Raw genomic sequence first — 18,362 nt, 5'->3', positions numbered from 1 at the left:
GGCCGCGGGCATGGACGACAACACCCGCCGCGCCGCCCTTGACTATCACCGCTATCCCCAGCCCGGTAAGCTCCGCATAGAGCCGACCAAGCGCATGGTGAACCAGCGCGACCTTGCGCTGGCCTATTCGCCGGGCGTGGCCGCGCCCTGCGTGGAGATCGCCGCCGATCCCGACAAGGCGATGGACTATACCGCGCGCGGCAATCTGGTCGCCGTCATCTCCAACGGCACCGCCGTTCTGGGCCTGGGCGCGATCGGCGCGCTGGCCTCCAAGCCGGTGATGGAGGGCAAGGCCGTCCTCTTCAAGAAATTCGCCGACATCGATGTGTTCGACATCGAAATCGACACGACCGACGCGGATGCCTTCGTGGATGCCGTCGCGCTGATGGAGCCGACTTTCGGCGGCATCAATCTGGAAGATATCAAGGCGCCCGAATGTTTCGAGATCGAGCGCCGCCTGAAAGAACGGATGAACATTCCGGTCTTTCATGACGATCAGCATGGCACCGCCATCGTCGTCGCCGCCGCCGTGCGCAATGCGCTGGTGTTGCAGGGCAAGACGCTGGCCGACGCGAAGCTGGTGACGTCGGGCGCGGGCGCCGCTGCACTTGCCTGCGTCGACCTGCTGGTGTCGATGGGCCTGCCGATCGAAAACGTCACGATGACCGACAAGGATGGCGTCATCCATTCGGGCCGCGAAGGCATGCTGCCCAATATGGCACGCTATGCCCGCAACACCAACGCGCGCACCCTGCCCGACGTCCTGCCAGGCGCCAATCTGTTCCTGGGCCTGTCGGCGCCGGGCGTGCTGAAGCCCGAATGGCTGCCGCTGATGGCGCCCAATCCGCTGATCTTCGCGCTCGCCAATCCGGAGCCGGAAATCCGCCCGGAGGCCGCCCGCGAAGTGCGCCCGGACGCGATTATCGCGACCGGCCGCTCGGACTATCCGAACCAGGTCAACAACGTCCTGTGCTTTCCCTATATCTTCCGCGGCGCGCTGGATGTCGGCGCGACGCAGATCAACGAAGCGATGAAGGTCGCCGCAGCCGACGCCATCGCTGCCCTCGCCCGCATGCCCGCGCATGACAGCGTGGCGCAGGCCTATGGCGGCCGCAAGCTGGTGTTCGGCGCCGACTATATCATTCCCACGCCCTTCGACCCGCGCCTGATCGGCGAGATCGCCGTCGCCGTCGCCAAGGCGGCGATGGACAGCGGCGTCGCGAAGAAGACGCTGAACCTCGAAGACTATAAACGCAGCCTGACCCGCCAGAGCACCCGGTCGGGCCAGTTGATGCTGCCCGTGTTCGAAGCCGCCCGTGGCAGCGCCTGCCGCATCGCCTATGGCGAGGGCGAGGATGACCGCGTGCTTCGCGCGATCAGCGATGCACTGGACGAAGGCATCGTCCGCCCGGTCATCGTCGGCCGCCGCCGCATCCTGCAACAGAAATTGCCGGAACTCGGCCTGCGCCTCAATCTCGACACCGATGTCGAACTGATCGATCCGGAAACCGATCATCTGGTCATGGGTGAACTGGTCGAGGCCTATCGCGCGGTCGCCGCGCGCAAGGGCGTGCCGGCCGACGAAATCCTGCGTCACGTCTATCGTCGCCCCACCATTACCGCCGCGATGCTGCTGCACACCGGCCGCGTCGATGCCGCGCTGGTCGGCGGCCGGTCCGAATATTGGGGCCAGGTCGAACATGTGCTGCGCATCATCGATCGCGCACCCGATCACAGTCGCGTCTATGCGCTATCGGGCCTGATCCTTGACGCGGGCGCGCTGTTCATCACCGACACCCATATGGTGCCCGATCCGACGCCGGAACAGATTGCGGAAATGACGCTGGCGGCCTCTGCCGAGTTGCAGCATTTCGGCCTAACCCCGCGCGTGGCGCTGTTGTCACACTCCAATTTCGGCGCATCGCACACCGACAGCGCGCGCAAGATGCGCAAGGCGCTCCATCTGGTCCGCGAAGCCGCGCCCGATCTGGCGGTGGATGGCGAAATGCATGCGGACGCAGCGCTCAGCCAGTCGCTGCGCGAGCGCCTGATCCCCGATTCGCGCTTCGAAGGCCCGGCCAACCTGCTCGTCATGCCGAACCTCGACGCGGCGAACATCACCCTGACGGCTCTGTCGGCCTCATCCAGTTCGCCGACGGTCGGCCCGATGCTGATGGGCCTGACCAAGCCGATCCATGTGCTGACGCCCGGCGTAACGTCGCGCGGCATCCTGAACCTGACGGCAATCGCGGCGGCGGAAGTGGCGCGGGAAGGCTGAGCTTAACCTTTCCCGTCTATCCTGCCACGCGAATGGAGGCATGAAGACGAAGATGGCGGGTTCTGGACCGAAGCTGGCGATCGGCGGCGTGCTGGCGGTGACGGCGCTGGTGGTCGGCGCGTCGATCGACTGGCGCGCGCTCGCCGGAAAGGCCAAGCCGCAAGCGCCCACAGCAGCGGCGAAGGCCGATGCAGCGCCGCCCCCTGCCTCGCCCAAGGCCCCAACCAAGCCTGCCGAACTGCGCAGCGATCAGGGCATGACCGTCGATCCCAATGCCCTTCGCGTAAAGCGCGTGCTGAAGATCGACGGCCCGTTCCGCCATGGCGATTATGCCTGGGACGAAAATGGCGCGCCCAAGACCGGGCGCGTCATCATTACCGTCGACCTGCGGGCGCAGACATTGTCGGTATTCCGCGACGGCTATGAGATTGGCGCGGCCGTCATCCTCTATGGCGCAACCGACAAGCCCAGCCCGAAAGGTGCCTTCCCCATCACCCAGAAGGTCGCTGACTATTATTCGCGCACCTATGACAATGCGCCCATGCCCTTTGCCCAGCGCCTGACCAGCGACGGCGTCTTCATCCATGGCAGCGACGTGCAATGGGGCCGCGGCACCCATGGCTGCATCGGCGTGCCCACGGCCTTTGCGCAAAAATTATTCGGCGTGACCAAGATCGGCGACCTTGTCGTCATTACCGAGGGCAAGATGCTGGATGTCAGCCAGGCGAAAGTGAACGGCTGACCCGCCTTATTGCGGTGCATCCTCGATCGCAGGCTTGTGCCCGGCGGTCAGCGCGCTGCCACCCGAAGCCGCCATGATGCACAGGATCGCGATCCACTGAAGAAGCGTGAGTTGCTCGCCCAGCAGCGCAAAGCCGATCACCGCCCCCACGGCCGGCGCGGAACTGACCATCAGGCCGAAAACCGGCGCCGGCAATCGCCGCATCGCCTCCATATCCAGCGAATAGGGCAAGGCGCTGGACAGGACGGCAATGGCAATCCCCAGCAACAGCACATGGGAACTGAACAGCGCGGGAGTCTGATGCGCTATACCCACGGGCAGGATCAGGATCGCCGCAATCAACATGCCCCAGGCAACCGCATCACCGCCCAGCGCGCCGGACACCCGCTTGCCGGTCAGGATATAGGTCGCCCAGCAGGCCGCTGCCGCCAGCGCAAAGCCAACGCCCCACGGATCGAGTGCCGCATCGCTGCGCAGCGGCAACAGCAGCAGCAATCCGGCGACCGCCGCAGCCAACCATAGAAAATCGCGCGGCCTGCGCGACCCGAACAGGACGACAGCCAGTGGCCCGATCACCTCGATCGCAATGGCAATGCCGATCGGGATGCGGGCGAACGCCTGATAGATCAGGATGTTCATCAGTCCCAGCACCGCCCCATAAGCCAGCAGCGGCCAGCGTACCCCTACCGGAATCGCCCGCCGCCAGGGTCGCCGGAACAGCAATAGCAGGATCGCACCCAGCCCCACCCGCAGGCTGGTGATGCCATAGGCGCCCACCACCGGGAACAGGGTCTTGGCTATGGCAGCCCCCAGCGTAACCGATGTCAGCGACGCCAACACTGCCGCAGCCCCGATGATGACGGCGCGCCCGTCCTGCCCGATTTTCCCAGTCATGCGGGCGCTATAGCCGATTATGCGGCAGGCGCGACCCATTGTCGCATGGCGGCGTTTGCAAGATATGCGATCGCAACTGCAAGAATCTCATACGAATGCGGGGTTGACCAACGCTGTCAGCAAGCCCATTTGCGGGACTTCCGTATATTTTGCATTGCAGCATGGAGCTTGCCATGGGCGCCCAGCCTCATAAAGCGCACCCCGCGCTCGTCCTGTTCGCCCTGGCCGTCGGCGCCTTCGCAATCGGCACCACCGAGTTCGCGTCGATGAGCCTGCTGCCCTTCTTCGCCCGCGATCTGGGCATCGACGTGCCCACTGCCGGCCATGCGATCAGCGCCTATGCGCTGGGCGTCGTCGCGGGCGCACCGGTGATCGCCGCCTTCGGTGCCCGATTGCCGCGCCGGACTCTGCTGATCGGCCTGATGGCTATGTTCGCCATCGCCAATGGCCTGTCCGCTCTGTCGCCCGGCTATCACTGGCTGCTGCTGTTCCGTTTCCTGTCGGGCTTACCGCACGGTGCCTATTTCGGTGTCGCCGCGCTGGTCGCCGCTAATCTGGTGCCGATCGAAAAGCGCGCGCTTGCGATCGCCAAGGTCATGTCCGGCCTGACCGTCGCGACGATCATCGGCGTGCCGGTGGCGAACTGGATGGGTCAGGTGCTGGGCTGGCGCTCGGGCTTCTTCGTCGTCGCCGCGCTGGCGATCGCCACGGTGACGCTGGTCGCCCTCTATGCCCCACGCGATGCCGGCGATCCCAAGGCCAGCCCGCTGCGGGAACTCACCGCGCTCAGCAAGGGGCAAGTATGGCTCACCCTGCTGACCGGCGCGATCGGTTTCGGCGGCATGTTCGCAGTCTACACCTATGTCGCATCGACCATGATCGACGTGACCCATGTGTCGGAAAGCTATGTGCCCCTGATCCTGATCATCTTCGGCGTCGGCCTGACGCTGGGCAATCTGGCGGCGGCGTGGCTGGCGGACCGGGCGCTCAACCGCACCGTCATCGGCGTGCTGCTATGGAGCGCCGCGTCGCTGGCGCTGTTCCCGCTGATGGCAGGCAATATCTGGACGCTCAGCCTGAACATCTTCCTGATCGGCATCGGCGGCGGCCTCGGCACGCCCTTGCAGGCGCGCCTCATGGATGTCGCGGGCGAAGCACAGACGCTCGCGGCGGCGCTGCACCACAGCGCCTTCAACATGGCCAACGCCCTTGGCCCCTGGCTGGGTGGCCTGTCGATCGCGGCTGGCTATGGCTTGGTGTCGACCGGCTGGATCGGTTGCGCGCTGGCGCTCGGCGGCCTTGTCATCTTCCTGATCGCCATCACGCTGGAACGCCGTCAGGCCAGCTTCGTGCCAGCAGCCGCCGAATAAGCCGCTTTCGTCCCGCCTTACCACCCGATAAAGCGGAGCGATGAACGATCAGGCAAGAGAGACGGCGTTGCGGGACGCCGCTTTGGCGGCGCTGCGCCGCGGCGATATCCGGGTGGCGCTGGCGGCGCTGGAAGAGATGACCGATGCGCCGGCAATGCTGCTGGCGCAGGCGCATAACCGCAATGGCGATCTGGATGGCGAAGCCGCCGCGCTGCGCCGCATGTTGATTGGATGGCGACATGCGCAACCTCCCCGCATTGCTCGCCATGGGGCAGAATGCGCTGCGTCGCGGGGATGAACGCGGATCGATCAGCTGGTATCGCGCGGCACTGGCGCAGGCGGCGGCAACCGGCGCGCCACCCCAGATCCAGCCCCTGCTTCAGCAGGCGCAGGCCAGCATCGCGCAATCCAGCCAAAAGTTCGAAGATCATCTGACCAGCGCGATCCGCGATCTGCCGCCGCTGCCCCGGATCGCGCAGGCGACCGACCTGCTGCTCGGGAAGACCAGCCTCTATCTGCAACAGCCCAGCATGTTCTATTTCCCCGGCCTGCCCCAGCGCGCCTTCTACGAACGTTCTGAATTCGACTGGGTCGCGCCGATCGAGGCGATGACCGACACCATCGTTGCCGAACTGATGGCGGTGCGCACGCAGGAGGCGGAATTCGCGCCCTATGTCCAGACATCCATGGATCGCCCCGCGCCAAACAACCCTCTGCGCGACGACCCAAGCTGGGGCGCCTTCTATTTCTGGCAGAATGGCGCCCCCGTAGCCGACAATTCCGCACGCTGCCCGGCGGTGACGGCGGCGCTTGCCCATGCGCCCATGCCGCTCATTACAGGCCGCTCGCCCAACGCCCTTTGGTCGCTATTGAAGCCCGGCACCCATATCCAGCCGCATCATGGCCTGCTCAAGACCCGGCTGATCTGTCACCTGCCGCTGCTAGTGCCGGACGATTGCGCGCTGCGCGTCGGCGCGGAAACCCGCGCCTGGCGCAAGGGCGAAATGCTGTTGTTCGACGACAGCATCGAGCATGAAGCCTGGAACCGCAGCAGCGAAACGCGGATCATCCTGCTGTTCGAAGTCTGGCGTCCGGAAATCGGCATGGAAGAGCGCGAAGCCCTGGCCAGCCTGTTCCAGGCGATCGACGCCTTCGGCCCCGCTCAGGTCGATGATGGCGGCTAAGCGGGGCTTTGCAAGCGCTCGCAACTTCGTTATGATCGGGCGCAACAATATAACAGGAGGATGACCGGGGCGCTCCCGCTTTACGGACTTCGCCCAATGCCCCCTGTGATCCCGTCTTCGACGCCGATGCCCCGTCCCCACAGCCTGGCCGAGGATGGCTATGCCATCGCCATCGGCTGTGCGTTCATCGCCATGGGTCTGGTGCTGCTGAAACAGGCCAATCTGGTGACGGGCGGCATGGCGGGGATCGCGCTGCTGCTCTCTTACTTCATCCACTGGCCCCCGGCCGCCCTGTTCCTGCTGATCAATCTGCCCTTCTTCCTCTTTGCCGGGCGGGCGATGGGGCTGGCCTTCGGCCTCAAGACGCTGTTCGCCAACGTCGCGATCATGGCCGTCGGCCTCGTCATGCCCGCCGCGATGCAGATCGCCCGGATCAGCCCGCTCTTCGCGGCCTTGTTTGGGGGATCGATCATCGGCTTCGGCATCCTCGCCATCGCCCGCCATGGCGCGGGCGTGGGCGGCGTGGGCGTGATCGCTTTGATCCTGCAAAAATCGCGCGGCTGGAATGCCGGGCGCACGCAGATGGGCTGCGACATATTGATCCTGCTCGCGTCGCTGCCGGCGCTCAGCTTCGAACGGTTCGGCCTGTCGGTCCTGTCAGCGGCGGCGATGAATGCCGTGCTGATGGTCAATCACCGCCCCGGCCGCTATATCGGTCATTGAGCCTCGCATAGCGGATCGCCGCTGCGGTCCCGCGCGCGCAGCGCCGTGGCGGCGTCACTGGCGATCCGGGGGAAGGATACGCCCTCCAGCGATCCCCGCCCTTCGCACAGGCCCGCGCAGGCCATGTCGACCACGCCCGGCAAGGCGACCTGATCGCCATCATATTGCGCCACGACGATGCAACGGTCGCCGCCCTTGAAGCTCAGGATCAGTTTGTCGCCCGCGCGGCGCGCGGTGCCATGCCCCCGGCAATTGGGCTCCTCGCCAAAGACGGCCTCCAGCCCGAAGCGGAATTGCCCATCCTTGCCGGGCATGACGCACAGCGCATCCCGACCCGCTTCATGGCTATGCTGATACAGGCCGACCGGCGAGATTCGCGCTGCATCGGCAATGGCGCCGCTGTCGATCGCGGCCCGTTCCAGACCGGACGTCGGCGCGCTATCCGAAGCAGCGGCATCGCTCCCGGTCGGCGCACGCTGGCACCCAGCCAGCAGAAAAAGGATTGCGAGGCTAGTCCGCCGCATCGACGCTGCTAAGGCCCTCCGCCCCGATCCGGCGGAAGAAACAGGAGCGCGCGCCAGTGTGGCAGGTCGGGCCGGCAGGCACGGCTTTCACCCAGACGGCGTCCTGATCGCAATCGATGCGCAGGTCGCGCACTTCCAGCATATGGCCGGACGTCTCGCCCTTCTTCCACAGCGACTGTCGGCTCCGCGACCAGAAATGGGCAAGCCCCGTGTCCACCGTCAGGCGCAGCGCCTGTGCGTTCATATGCGCGACCATCAGCACATCGCCGCTGGCATGATCCGTCACGACGGCGGTGATCAGACCATCCCGGTCATATTTCGGATTGAGGGTCAGCCCCTTGTCGCGCGCATCATCCATGCGCGCGCTATAGAACATAGCGCAGGATGGTGGGAACCGCTTTTTCCGGATCGGCAAAGTGAAAAGTCCGCCGCCTTGCAGCGGCGCCTTCCCCTTCTAGCTTTCGGAATAATAAGGGGAAATGGGGCGATCGACGGGATCCGAACCCGCGACCTCTGGTACCACAAACCAGCGCTCTAACCAACTGAGCTACGATCGCCACAGGGGCCGTTGCCCCGAGAGAAGGGCCACATATGCGGCCGATCCGCGCCCGTCAAGCGGACAATGACGACTTTATTGCGATGCTCCATTTTCTCCGGGGTAATGAACGGCCTTCCGCCACGGCAGGATCGTCAGATCGGGCCAATATTGCGCCCATCGCCGTGCCTTCGCCTCATAATAAGGCTTGTCGATCAGCGTCGCATTGGCCCGCACCACTGGCTGCATCAGATCGTCCAGTCCAAAGGGTGCGGACAGCACATCCGGCCGGATCGCGACGGCCGACACGGTGGTCGGAAAGGTTGTGGTCGCATGGATCGCCGATCGATAGGGCGGAATGACCTTCCCGAAATGGTCAGGGTACCAGAGATGCACCCGCGCCTCATTCTTCACGTCCAACCGCACCGGCAGGTCGGCATAGAGCGCCTGCAATCTCTCCGCATTCGCCTGCTCGCCCGCCTCCGAAAGGTCGCTAGCGTCGAAATAGATGATGTCGGCATCGGCAATACCGTGGATCGGCGGAAAGCCGAATCGCGCATTCCAGCGCGCCTGCGCCAGCAAGCTGCCGGACAGCCAGGCATCGGGCAGTCGCACGCTGCCCCAACGGAACAGGATGGTGGAAACGACGGGATGGCCGGCGGCAAGGTGGCGAACATCTTCTTCCGTCGCCGTCGCCCCGCTCATTGGCCGGAAGCCCGCAACTGCGCGCGCAGATTGGCGAGCGCGTCCGCCGACAGGCTGGGCCGAACACGCGCGGGCTTGCCCTTGCGCAGGCTGGCCCGGTCCTTTTCCGGCGGATCGACGATGCGGACCCGTACCGGCGCATGGCCCTGCGCGCGGATGCCCAGTTCCTCGGCCGCACCGCGCGACAGGTCGATGATCCGGCCGCGCCCCGCAAAGGGACCACGATCATTGATCCGGACCAGGATCGTCCGCCCCGTCTCCAGCGCCGTCACCTCGACATAGCTGGGCAAAGGCAAGCTGACATGCGCGGCGGTGATCCATTTGGCGCGAAACCGCTCGCCATTGGCCGTCCGATTCCCCGATTCCGATCCATACCAACTGGCATAGCCCAGCATATCATAGGCCGGATCGGCGGCGGGCGTGTATGTCACGCCCCGCACCTTGTAAGGCGGCCCGATCTTGACCGGCATGTCCCGCACCGGACGGTAATTGCCGCCGCCACAGGCCGACAGCGCGACGATGGCCATCATCGCCCATCCCGCCCGCATCCTGCCCCCAGCCTTGTTCATGACACTTCCATCCCAGATCACCGGACGCGCGAAATATGCGCGGCAATCCGGCTTTAACGCAAAAAGAAAGGGACGAAGGGCGTTGGCGCCTTTCGTCCCTTTCCACCTTAGACATGCCTGTGCGGTTCCTGGCTTTGCACCGTGGCCGCACTACTCTCCTGAAAAACTTTCCGACCGCGACGCCGGCAGAAGGTCAAAACGGTGGGCGCCCGCTTGCCGCAGGCGCCCCGCCCGTCAGTTGACCGAATCCTTCAGGCCCTTGCCGGCCTTGAACTTCGGCTGCGCCGAAGCCTTGATCGTCATGGTTTCGCCCGTGCGCGGGTTACGGCCGGTCGAGGCCTTGCGCTGGGAAACCGAGAAAGTGCCAAAACCGACGAGGCGCACTTCGTCGCCCTTCTTCAGCGACGCGGTGATGGCGTCGAACACGCCTTCCACAGCCTTCGTCGCGTCATTCTTGCTAAGGCCGCTGCTTTCAGCGACCGCGCTGATCAGATCCTGCTTATTCATGCCTTGGGAACCCCCTTGTGCTGTTAGTTCGTTAGGAATCGCGGCGTAGGGCGGGCAATAAGGCCCGGTTTTCCGGGCCTGTCAAAGGGAAAGCGACGAAGTTCCCTGCTTCGATCAAAAATTTGCGGCCTGTCGTGTCTGTCGATCGAAAGCCCGGAATTCGCCGCTATTCCCCTCGACTTAATGCCGCAGTGCGGGATCGCCATCCCGTCCGCCCGCTGCCGGCGGCTGGGCGGCCAGATCATCCTCTTCGGTCCAGGCGATTGCCTCGGGCTTCGTCACCAGCGCGCGGGCCAGCACTTCATCCACATGAGACACCGGAACGATCTCCAGCCCTTCGCGGATATTGGCCGGAATTTCCGCTAGGTCTTTCTCATTTTCCTGCGGGATCAGCACCGTCTTGATGCCACCGCGCAGCGCCGCAAGCAGCTTCTCCTTCAGGCCGCCGATCGGCAGCACGCGACCGCGCAAAGTAACCTCGCCGGTCATCGCCACATCCTTGTGCACGGGGATACCGGTCAGCGTCGACACGATCGTCGTGACCATGCCGATACCTGCGGAAGGACCATCCTTGGGCACCGCCCCTTCGGGCAGATGGATATGGATGTCCTTGCGGTTGAACAGGCTCGGCTTGATGCCATAGCCCGGCGAACGCGCCCGCACATAGGAAAAGGCGGCCTGCACCGATTCGTTCATCACTTCGCCGAGCTTACCGGTCGTCTTGATGGCGCCCTTGCCGGGCACAGTCACGGCCTCGATCGTCAGCAGTTCGCCACCAACTTCGGTCCAGGCCAGGCCGGTCACGGCGCCGATCTGGTTTTCCTCTTCCCCCATATCATGGCGGAATTTCCGCACGCCGGCATAGTCGGCCAGATTGTCGGGCGTGATGACGACCTTGTCATACTCGCCTTCCAAAATCTTGCGCAGCGCCTTGCGCGCCAGACGCGCCATCTCACGCTCCAGCGTGCGAACGCCGGCTTCGCGCGTATAATAACGGATGAGGTCGCGGATCGCCGGCACAGTCACTTCGACCTCGCCGTCCTTCAGTCCGTGCGCATCGATCTGCTTGGGCAGCAAATGCCGCTCCGCAATCTCCACCTTCTCATCCTCGGTATAGCCCTCCAGCCGGATGATCTCCATGCGGTCGAGCAGAGGCTGCGGCAAATTCAGCGAGTTGGCGGTCGTCACGAACATCACGTCTGAAAGATCGACGTCGATCTCCAGATAATGGTCCTGGAACTTGCTGTTCTGTTCGGGGTCCAGCACTTCCAGCAGCGCCGACGCCGGATCACCCCGGAAATCCTGACCCAGCTTGTCGATTTCGTCGAGCAGGAAGAGCGGGTTCATGGTGCCCGCCTTCTTCAGGTTCGACACGACCTTGCCCGGCAGCGAGCCGATATAGGTGCGGCGATGGCCACGAATTTCGGCCTCGTCACGCACGCCGCCCAGCGACTGGCGCACGAATTCGCGGCCCGTCGCCTTGGCGATCGAGCGGCCCAGCGACGTCTTGCCCACGCCCGGCGGTCCGACGAGGCACAGGATCGGCCCCTTCAGCTTGTTGGTGCGCGCCTGCACGGCCAGATATTCGATGATCCGGTCCTTGACCTTCTCCAGCGCGAAATGATCCTCATCCAGGATGGCCTGCGCCTTCTTGAGGTCGGTCTTGACCTTGCCCTTCTTGCCCCACGGAAGGCCCAGCAGCACGTCCAGATAGTTGCGCACCACGGTCGCTTCGGCCGACATGGGCTGCATGGCCTTCAGCTTCTTCAACTCGGCTGTCGCCTTGGTCCGGGCTTCCTTGCTCAGCTTGGTCTTGGCGATCTTCTCGGTCAGTTCGGCGAGTTCATCGCCTTCCTCACCTTCGCCATTGCCCAGCTCGCGCTGGATCGCCTTCAGCTGCTCGTTCAGATAATATTCGCGCTGGGTCTTCTCCATCTGCCGCTTCACGCGGCCACGGATCTTCTTCTCGACCTGGAGCACGCCCAGTTCGCCTTCCATGAAGGCAAAGACCATTTCGAGCCGCTTGACCGGATCGGCCTCGACCAGCAGCGATTGCTTGTCGGAAACCTTGACGTTGATGTTCGCCGACACGGCATCGGCGAGGCGCCCGGCGTCCTCGATCTCGCGCAACTGCACCGGCGTTTCGGCCGGCAGCTTCTTGTTGAGCTTGGCGTAATTTTCGAACTGCTCGGCAACCGACCGCATCAGCGCAGCGGCTTCCGGACCTTCGGCTGCGATATCCTCGACCGGGTCGACATGGGCGACCAGATGCGTCTCGGTCGCTTCCATACGATCAAGCTGCGCCCGATGCTTGCCCTCGACCAGCACGCGCACGGTGCCGTCGGGCAGCTTCAGCAATTGCAGGACGATCGCGACGACGCCGGTGTCGTACAGCGAATCCCGACCCGGATCATCCTCTGCCGGATCGAGCTGCGAGACGAGGAAGATTTCCTTATTGCCTTCCATCGCCGCTTCGAGCGCAGCGACGCTCTTGTCGCGACCGACGAACAGCGGGACGATCATCTGCGGGAAGACGACGATGTCGCGCAGCGGCAGAAGGGGATATTGCGTAGTCATTCACTCTCCGGGGCCGGATGCGGCCCGTCATGCGGTTCATCGCCTTTATGGGGATGACCGCCGCAGCAATCAATCACGCCTTGTCATAAGGCGGCAATGATGAACATGCTATGATCAGAAAGGCAGCTTGAAACCCGGGGGCAAAGGCAGGCCAGCGGTCATCTTGCCCATTTCGGCATTGCTGACCTCGTCCGCCTTCTTGCGCGCATCATTGAATGCGGCGACGATCAGGTCTTCCAGCATCTGCTTTTCCGACGCGGCCAGCAGGCTTTCGTCGATATCCACGCCAACGATCCGGCCCTTGGCCGACGCCTTCACCTTCACCAGACCGCCGCCGGCCGCGCCTTCGACCTCCAGCTTGTCCAGATTGTCCTGCGCCCGTTGCAATTCTTCCTGAACACGGCTCGCCATGCCCAGGATTTCATTCAGATCCTTCATATCTCAAGCACTCCATTGTTCGAGCTTGTCATCCAGCTCGGCATCGGGGAAGGCCGCCATCGCCGCCTTGACCACCGGGGTTTCCATAATCTGTGCGCGGGCATCCGCCGCCTGGCGTTCCTGCCGCTGTTGCAAGGTCATATCGCCGCCGCTCTGCTCCAGCCTGACCAGCCACCGGCTACCCGGCGTGGCCGCATTCAAAGCCTGTTCCAGATCGCGTTTGAAATCGCCATGTGTCCAAATATGGGTCAATCTTATCGCGATTTCGGGCGGATTGAGCGACACCAGAGCGGCGCAATCATGCAGATGATTGGCCAGCGCCGGCTTTTGCTTGTCGACCAGCGCGATCAGGCCGTTCATGTCGGTCGGCAATGCAGCGGGCCGTTCCGTCGCTGAACCGGGCGCCGCGCCTGCCGGAACGATGGCTGATCCACCTTCCCGCAACAACCGCGCCAGTTCGCCCGGATCGGGCATGGTCGCAGCATGCATCACGCGCAGCAGCGCCATTTCGCAGCTTTCGATCGGCAGGACTGCGCTCGCGACCTCGTCATGCCCCTTCAGCAGCAATTGCCACAGCCGATGCAGCGGCGCGAAGCCCAGTTGCGCGGCCCAGGCCGCAATCGCCTCGCGCTCCTCCGCCGACTGGCCGGGGCTGGCCATATCGCGCCCGGCCTTCACCAGCGTCACCGCATGGGTCAGTTCCATCAGGCCGCGCATCAGCGCCAGCGGCTCGACGCCCAGGGCATATTGATCGCGCACCGCGTTCAGCAGGACGGCGGTATCGCCCTCCAGTAACAGGCCGAGCAAACGCCGCACCGATCCCCGGTCGGACAGGCCCAGCATCTCGCGCACCTGGCTCGCCGTAACGAGCAGCGCGCCCTCGCCCATTTCGGCATGGGCGATGGCCTGATCCAGGATCGACAGGCCATCACGCGCCGACCCTTCGGCCGCCTGCGCAATCAGTGCCAGCGCATCCTCTTCGGCGGTGACGCCTTCCTTCTCGCAGATATTCGCGAAATGCGTCGCCAGCAGGTCGGCCGGAATGCGCCGCAGGTCGAACCGCTGACAACGCGACAGCACCGTCACCGGCACCTTGTTCACCTCGGTCGTGGCGAACAGGAATTTCACATGGGCCGGCGGCTCCTCCAGCGTCTTCAACAGCGCGTTGAAGGCGTTTTTGGAGAGCATATGGACTTCGTCGATGATGTAGATCTTGTAGCGCGCCGATACGGCGGCATAGCGCACCGCCTCGATAATCTCGCGCACATCGTCCACGCCGGTATGGCTGGCCGCATCCATCTCGACCACGTCGATATGCCGCCCCTCGGCAATGGCGACACAGGGTTCGCACACGCCGCACGGGTCGATCGTCGGGCCACCCTGCCCGTCCGGGCCGATGCAGTTCAGCGCCTTGGCGATCAGCCGCGCGGTCGACGTCTTCCCCACCCCGCGCACGCCGGTCATCAGGAAAGCATGGGCCAGCCGGCCGCGCTTGATCGCGTTGCCCAGCGTCTGGACCATCGCGTCCTGGCCGATCAGTTCACGAAAACTGCGCGATCGATATTTGCGCGCAAGAACGCGATAGGGCTGCGGGGAATCGGACATGACCCTGTCCTAGCCGCTCATGCGGCCATTGTCGAAGCTGGATGAAGGATGAAAAGTAGGAGCCGGAACGACCCGTGACGAAATCACTGTGGCTGCTTCCGTCAGGACCTGACCCGGTTCGCGACGATCACGTCCGCCCGACTCCCGGCGCGGCATATGCAGAAGTGCTAACCGCTTGGCAAGGGGGTCTATACACTCCGTGCTCCCGCGAAAACAGGAGCACGGCATTCCAGATTTACTGAAGCCCGCTCTTCTGCGCCTTCGCGACGAAGGATAGCGCCGCCTGCGCCGTTTCCGCGATCGCGGCCTCGGCCTTCTTGGCGTCGACCGTCGGCCGGTCGAGATAGACAGCCAATATATATTCGTCCCCCGTTGGCGACTTCACCAGCGCCACGTCATTATAGGCGGTGCCACAGGTGCCGGTCTTGCTGCCCGACGTCCAGCCCGTCGGCAGGCCCGCCTTGATGCGATTGTCGCCGGTGCTGCTGGCATTGAACCAGGCGCGCAGCTTGTCGGCGCTTTCCGGCTTCATGTCGTTGAAGAACAGGCGCCCCATCAACCCCGCCATCGCCGCCGGCGTGGTGGTGTCGCGCGGGTCGCCCTCCGCATTTTCATTCAGCGTCGGCTCATTGCGATCCAGCCGCGTCACGCTGTCGCCATGCGCCCGCATGAAGGCCGTCAGACCCTCGGGCCCGCCCAGCATCGGCAGCAGCAGGTTGGCGGCGCTATTGTCGCTCACCTCGACCGCCGCCTGCGCCAGTTCGCCCATGCTCATCCGGCCGCGTTTCTTGTTCTTCTTCACCACCGGCGCGTAATCGAGGATATCATCCTTGCCGAAGGGGATTTCCCCGCTCAGCCCGAACTTGCCGGCATCCGCGCCGGTCAGCACGGCGGCCGCCATCGGCGCCTTGAAGGTCGAACACATGGCGAACCGCTCGTCCCGGTTGAACCCCAGCAGCAATGCGCCACTCTTGTCGACCAGCGCCACGCCCAGCCGGCCGCCCGTCTCTTCCTCGATCGTCTTGGGATTGCGCACCTCCGTCAACGCCGATTGCGGCACCAGATAGCGAGGTGCGCTCGGCATCAGCGAATCCAGCCGTCCGGTCGGCACCGGCTCCTTGGCAGGCGCTTTCTTCTTGTCGGCGGCAAGGGAAGGAGCGGCCAACAGCGCCAATGCGGCCAAGGCGGTCAAAGTCTTCATGGGTGCGGTCACATGCCCTGCATATTATAGGATTCACTGGGAATACGGACGGTCAGATTGTCGAGCTTCCCGTCCAACATGATCTGACAGGCCAGCCGGCTGGTGCGGGTGGCGGCGGCGGCAAGGTCCAGCATATCCTCCTCATCCTCGCTTGCGCGGGGCAGAAGGGCAAAATCCGCCGCATCCACGATCACATGGCAGGTGGAACAGGCCATCTGTCCTTCGCATGTCCCCTCCAGCGGCTGGCCGGCGGCTTGTGCGACGTCCAGCAGGACCGATCCTGCCGGGGCGTCGACCTCCTGCCGCCGCTCTCCGTCAGCGCTGATGAAGGTGACCCTGATCATGTGATGCATGCGCTCCCTTGTCACGGCGCTGCTTGTGCTGCTGCCGCCTCATTCAATGCTTCTGCTGCCCTCTCCACATCATCCCGGCTCGTGTAACGGCCAAAGCCGATCCGCACCGAACCGCGCGCCTGACCATCCGTCAGCCACAGCGCGCGCAGCACATGGCTAGGCCTGCCGGACCCGCTTGCGCAAGCACTTCCCAATGAAAAAGCGACAGTGCGGCAATGGGACAACAGCCGGGCGCCATCGATCCCGTCGCGCCGCAGGTTGAGATTGCCGGGATAGCGGTGGCTATCCGATCCGTTCAGTGTCCAGCCGGCAAACAGGTCGCGCGCCAGTAGCGCCAGTTCTTCGACATGGACGCGATCCGCCTCCGCCTTCTCCCGCATCAGCCGCGCGGCGACACCGAAACCGGCGCACAGAGCGGGCGAGAGCGTACCGGACCGCAGCCCGCCTTCCTGCCCGCCACCATGGATCAGCGGCACCGGCTTCACGCCATCTCGCAACCATAGGGCACCGATCCCCTTGGGTCCGTGGACCTTGTGCGCGCTGATTGCCACCATGTCGCAATTGTCGGGGATGGCGACACGGCCATAGCCCTGCACCGCATCGCACAGGAACAGCGCCCCCGCCCGATGCGCCAGATCGGCCAGCACCTCCGCCGGCTGGATCACGCCGATCTCATTATTGACCAGCATCGCGACAACGAGCGAGACACCCGGAACGATCGCCGCGCGTGCCGCCTCCATATCGACCAGACCATCGGTCCCGACCGGCAGAACGGTCACATCCCGCCCGGTCCGCCCCAGCACCTCGACCGTATCCAGCACCGCCGCATGTTCGGTCGCGATCGTGACGATGCCACCGGCGGGCGCACCCTGAATAGCGATGTTCAGCGCCTCTGTAGCGCCGGACGTGAACAGCAATTTCCCGCCGGGCGGCAGCAGTCTTGCCACCTCGTCGCGCGCCACCTCCACCTGCGCGGCGGCGGCGCGGCCCAGCCGGTGCGCGCTATGCGGGTTGGCAAATTGGTCGCGCAGCAAGGGCACCATCGCCTCGAACGCTTCGGGCGCCAGCGGCGTGGTCGCCTGATAATCCAGATAGATCATGATCTTGCCCTGTGCGCCATCGCGGTCCACACGGCCAGGAAACTGTCCACTTCGCTGTCACCAGTTTGCGGGCCAAAGCTGACGCGCACCACTTCAGACGCGGCCGCATCCTCCCACCCCATCGCCCCCAGCACATGGCTGGTCTTGAGCGATCCGGATGAACAGGCGCTGCCCGCCGACACCGATATCCCCTTGAGGTCGAACTGGATCAGTTGCGCACGCGCCGACAGGCCAGGCATGCGATAGCTGGCAATGGCCGGGATGCGCGGCGCATCGCGCGCGACGATGATGCCGCCCGCCGCCTCGATCCCCGCATCCAGCCGGGCGCGCAAATCCGCCGCGCGGGGCAACCAGTCTTCCCGCGCCTCCAGCGCAGCCACCATCGCCAATATGGCGGGCAGATTTTCCGTCCCCGCGCGATAGCCCTGCTCCTGCCCGCCGCTCGGCTCGATCAGGGCCAGATCACGGATCAGCAGCGCGCCGATGCCCGGCGGCCCACCGAATTTATGCGCGCTGATCGCGATCATGTCCGCATCCGGCAGTACCAGCTTGCCCGCACTCTGGGCGCAATCGGCGAACAGAATGGCCCCGTCACGATCGATCCGGTCGAGCGGCTGGATCACGCCGGTTTCATTGTTGACGTGCTGGATAGCGATGATCGTTCCGACAGGTTCGAGACGAACGGCGCTTTGCACGATGCCATCCCCATCCACCGCCAACAGCTCAGCCCCCTTGGCCACGCGCAGCACGGCGTCATGCTCAACCGGCGACGTCATGATCCGCCCCGCCTTGGCCCGCAACAGGCCGATGGCGATCGCCTCGCTCGCGCCGGAGGTAAAGATGACATGCCCATCCCATCCCAGCGCCGCAGCGATCCGCTTGCGCGCATCCTCCAGCGTGGCGCGGGCGGCCCGGCCGTCGGCGTGAGGGCTGGACGGGTTGGCCCAGTTGGAAAGCGCCGCCACCATCGCCGCCTGCGCCTGCGGCAGCATCGGGGTGGTCGCGGCATGATCGAGATAAAGGCGTTTGGCGGCCAAGCGAGCGTTACTCATTGATT

At 64.6% G+C, this 18,362-nt stretch carries 17 protein-coding genes, 1 tRNA gene, 1 other RNA gene and 1 pseudogene; 5 read left to right on the top strand and 15 right to left on the bottom strand.

Annotated elements, in window-relative coordinates; genetic code table 11:
* Window positions 1-10 precede the first annotated feature (10 nt).
* Both BMY84_RS16740 and BMY84_RS16735 read left to right on the top strand, forming a co-directional pair.
* Entirely contained in the window at window positions 11-2,278 is a 2,268-nt protein-coding gene (locus tag BMY84_RS16740; RefSeq protein WP_093085342.1) for an NADP-dependent malic enzyme, read from the top strand.
* A gap of 40 nt (window positions 2,279-2,318) precedes the next feature.
* On the top strand, window positions 2,319-3,020 hold the full coding sequence (locus BMY84_RS16735; protein WP_093085341.1) for a L,D-transpeptidase family protein: 702 nt from the start codon (window positions 2,319-2,321) through the stop codon (window positions 3,018-3,020).
* Window positions 3,021-3,026: 6 nt separating this feature from the next.
* On the opposite strand, the gene BMY84_RS16730 is transcribed toward BMY84_RS16735, so the two are convergent.
* Window positions 3,027-3,914, bottom strand: coding sequence for an EamA family transporter (locus BMY84_RS16730; protein WP_093085460.1), 888 nt, complete (start codon window positions 3,912-3,914; stop codon window positions 3,027-3,029).
* 173 nt (window positions 3,915-4,087) lie between these two features.
* Between BMY84_RS16730 and BMY84_RS16725 the strand changes: the two genes are divergently transcribed.
* The 3 genes and pseudogenes from BMY84_RS16725 (at window position 4,088) to BMY84_RS16715 (ending at window position 7,191) form a co-directional block, all read left to right on the top strand.
* Entirely contained in the window at window positions 4,088-5,284 is a 1,197-nt protein-coding gene (locus BMY84_RS16725) for an MFS transporter (protein WP_093085339.1), read from the top strand.
* Between the two features lie 40 nt (window positions 5,285-5,324).
* A pseudogene (locus tag BMY84_RS16720) lies at window positions 5,325-6,468 on the top strand (aspartyl/asparaginyl beta-hydroxylase domain-containing protein).
* A gap of 96 nt (window positions 6,469-6,564) precedes the next feature.
* Window positions 6,565-7,191, top strand: a complete 627-nt coding sequence (locus BMY84_RS16715; protein ID WP_093085338.1) for a YitT family protein — start codon at window positions 6,565-6,567, stop codon at window positions 7,189-7,191.
* Here the strand turns inward: BMY84_RS16715 and BMY84_RS16710 are convergent.
* The 14 genes from BMY84_RS16710 to BMY84_RS16645 form a co-directional block, all read right to left on the bottom strand.
* Window positions 7,185-7,715 carry a hypothetical protein gene (locus BMY84_RS16710; protein ID WP_093085336.1) on the bottom strand — a complete coding sequence of 177 codons (531 nt, stop codon included), beginning with the start codon at window positions 7,713-7,715 and terminating at the stop codon, window positions 7,185-7,187. The genes BMY84_RS16715 and BMY84_RS16710 overlap by 7 nt on opposite strands.
* On the bottom strand, window positions 7,702-8,073 hold the full coding sequence (gene hisI, locus BMY84_RS16705; protein WP_093085458.1) for a phosphoribosyl-AMP cyclohydrolase: 372 nt from the start codon (window positions 8,071-8,073) through the stop codon (window positions 7,702-7,704). Before hisI ends, BMY84_RS16710 begins: the two co-directional genes overlap by 14 nt.
* Before the next feature lie 122 nt (window positions 8,074-8,195).
* Window positions 8,196-8,272, bottom strand: a tRNA-His gene (locus tag BMY84_RS16700).
* A 74-nt stretch (window positions 8,273-8,346) separates the two neighbouring features.
* On the bottom strand, window positions 8,347-8,955 hold the full coding sequence (locus BMY84_RS16695) for a nucleotidyltransferase family protein (protein WP_093085335.1): 609 nt from the start codon (window positions 8,953-8,955) through the stop codon (window positions 8,347-8,349).
* Window positions 8,952-9,485 carry a septal ring lytic transglycosylase RlpA family protein gene (locus BMY84_RS16690; RefSeq protein ID WP_371262427.1) on the bottom strand — a complete coding sequence of 178 codons (534 nt, stop codon included), beginning with the start codon at window positions 9,483-9,485 and terminating at the stop codon, window positions 8,952-8,954. The genes BMY84_RS16695 and BMY84_RS16690 overlap by 4 nt, the downstream gene beginning before the upstream one ends.
* 273 nt (window positions 9,486-9,758) lie before the next feature.
* On the bottom strand, window positions 9,759-10,031 hold the full coding sequence (locus tag BMY84_RS16685) for an HU family DNA-binding protein (RefSeq protein ID WP_093015310.1): 273 nt from the start codon (window positions 10,029-10,031) through the stop codon (window positions 9,759-9,761).
* 180 nt (window positions 10,032-10,211) lie between these two features.
* Window positions 10,212-12,608 carry an endopeptidase La gene (gene lon, locus BMY84_RS16680; protein ID WP_093085334.1) on the bottom strand — a complete coding sequence of 799 codons (2,397 nt, stop codon included), beginning with the start codon at window positions 12,606-12,608 and terminating at the stop codon, window positions 10,212-10,214.
* Between the two features lie 114 nt (window positions 12,609-12,722).
* Window positions 12,723-13,046, bottom strand: coding sequence for a YbaB/EbfC family nucleoid-associated protein (locus BMY84_RS16675; protein ID WP_093085332.1), 324 nt, complete (start codon window positions 13,044-13,046; stop codon window positions 12,723-12,725).
* A 3-nt stretch (window positions 13,047-13,049) separates the two neighbouring features.
* Window positions 13,050-14,651 (bottom strand): DNA polymerase III subunit gamma/tau, encoded by a 1,602-nt coding sequence (locus BMY84_RS16670; RefSeq protein WP_093085331.1) that lies wholly within the window; start codon window positions 14,649-14,651, stop codon window positions 13,050-13,052.
* A gap of 51 nt (window positions 14,652-14,702) precedes the next feature.
* An RNA gene (gene ffs, locus BMY84_RS16665) (signal recognition particle sRNA small type) lies at window positions 14,703-14,800 on the bottom strand.
* A gap of 86 nt (window positions 14,801-14,886) precedes the next feature.
* Window positions 14,887-15,852, bottom strand: a complete 966-nt coding sequence (gene blaSGM / locus BMY84_RS16660; RefSeq protein ID WP_093085330.1) for an SGM family class A beta-lactamase — start codon at window positions 15,850-15,852, stop codon at window positions 14,887-14,889.
* A gap of 8 nt (window positions 15,853-15,860) precedes the next feature.
* On the bottom strand, window positions 15,861-16,196 hold the full coding sequence (locus BMY84_RS16655) for a 2Fe-2S iron-sulfur cluster-binding protein (RefSeq protein ID WP_093085454.1): 336 nt from the start codon (window positions 16,194-16,196) through the stop codon (window positions 15,861-15,863).
* 20 nt (window positions 16,197-16,216) lie between these two features.
* The gene (locus BMY84_RS16650; protein ID WP_093085455.1) at window positions 16,217-17,305 is read right to left on the bottom strand and encodes a cysteine desulfurase family protein; all 1,089 of its coding nucleotides are present in this window, start codon (window positions 17,303-17,305) and stop codon (window positions 16,217-16,219) included.
* Window positions 17,302-18,342, bottom strand: coding sequence for a cysteine desulfurase family protein (locus BMY84_RS16645; protein WP_093085329.1), 1,041 nt, complete (start codon window positions 18,340-18,342; stop codon window positions 17,302-17,304). The genes BMY84_RS16650 and BMY84_RS16645 overlap by 4 nt, the downstream gene beginning before the upstream one ends.
* Between the last annotated feature and the right edge of the window lie 20 nt (window positions 18,343-18,362).

It is taken from the genome of Sphingobium sp. AP50, assembly GCF_900109095.1.
Taxonomy (GTDB): domain Bacteria; phylum Pseudomonadota; class Alphaproteobacteria; order Sphingomonadales; family Sphingomonadaceae; genus Sphingobium.
The sequence above is the reverse complement of the archived record's forward strand: the minus strand, read 5'-3'. Positions and strand labels throughout refer to the sequence as shown.

Excerpts from the sequence above, each read along its gene's own strand:
- BMY84_RS16670 (WP_093085331.1), bottom strand. The coding sequence starts at position 14,651 with ATGTCCGATTCCCCGCAGCCCTATCGCGTTCTTGCGCGCAAATATCGA.
- BMY84_RS16725 (WP_093085339.1), top strand. The coding sequence starts at position 4,088 with ATGGGCGCCCAGCCTCATAAAGCGCACCCCGCGCTCGTCCTGTTCGCC.
- BMY84_RS16730 (WP_093085460.1), bottom strand. The coding sequence starts at position 3,914 with ATGACTGGGAAAATCGGGCAGGACGGGCGCGCCGTCATCATCGGGGCT.
- BMY84_RS16710 (WP_093085336.1), bottom strand. The coding sequence starts at position 7,715 with ATGCGGCGGACTAGCCTCGCAATCCTTTTTCTGCTGGCTGGGTGCCAG.
- blaSGM (WP_093085330.1), bottom strand. The coding sequence starts at position 15,852 with ATGAAGACTTTGACCGCCTTGGCCGCATTGGCGCTGTTGGCCGCTCCT.
- BMY84_RS16685 (WP_093015310.1), bottom strand. The coding sequence starts at position 10,031 with ATGAATAAGCAGGATCTGATCAGCGCGGTCGCTGAAAGCAGCGGCCTT.
- BMY84_RS16675 (WP_093085332.1), bottom strand. The coding sequence starts at position 13,046 with ATGAAGGATCTGAATGAAATCCTGGGCATGGCGAGCCGTGTTCAGGAA.
- BMY84_RS16650 (WP_093085455.1), bottom strand. The coding sequence starts at position 17,305 with ATGATCTATCTGGATTATCAGGCGACCACGCCGCTGGCGCCCGAAGCG.
- lon (WP_093085334.1), bottom strand. The coding sequence starts at position 12,608 with ATGACTACGCAATATCCCCTTCTGCCGCTGCGCGACATCGTCGTCTTC.
- BMY84_RS16740 (WP_093085342.1), top strand. The coding sequence starts at position 11 with ATGGACGACAACACCCGCCGCGCCGCCCTTGACTATCACCGCTATCCC.
- BMY84_RS16695 (WP_093085335.1), bottom strand. The coding sequence starts at position 8,955 with ATGAGCGGGGCGACGGCGACGGAAGAAGATGTTCGCCACCTTGCCGCC.
- BMY84_RS16735 (WP_093085341.1), top strand. The coding sequence starts at position 2,319 with ATGAAGACGAAGATGGCGGGTTCTGGACCGAAGCTGGCGATCGGCGGC.
- BMY84_RS16715 (WP_093085338.1), top strand. The coding sequence starts at position 6,565 with ATGCCCCCTGTGATCCCGTCTTCGACGCCGATGCCCCGTCCCCACAGC.
- hisI (WP_093085458.1), bottom strand. The coding sequence starts at position 8,073 with ATGGATGATGCGCGCGACAAGGGGCTGACCCTCAATCCGAAATATGAC.
- BMY84_RS16655 (WP_093085454.1), bottom strand. The coding sequence starts at position 16,196 with ATGATCAGGGTCACCTTCATCAGCGCTGACGGAGAGCGGCGGCAGGAG.
- BMY84_RS16690 (WP_371262427.1), bottom strand. The coding sequence starts at position 9,485 with ATGATGGCCATCGTCGCGCTGTCGGCCTGTGGCGGCGGCAATTACCGT.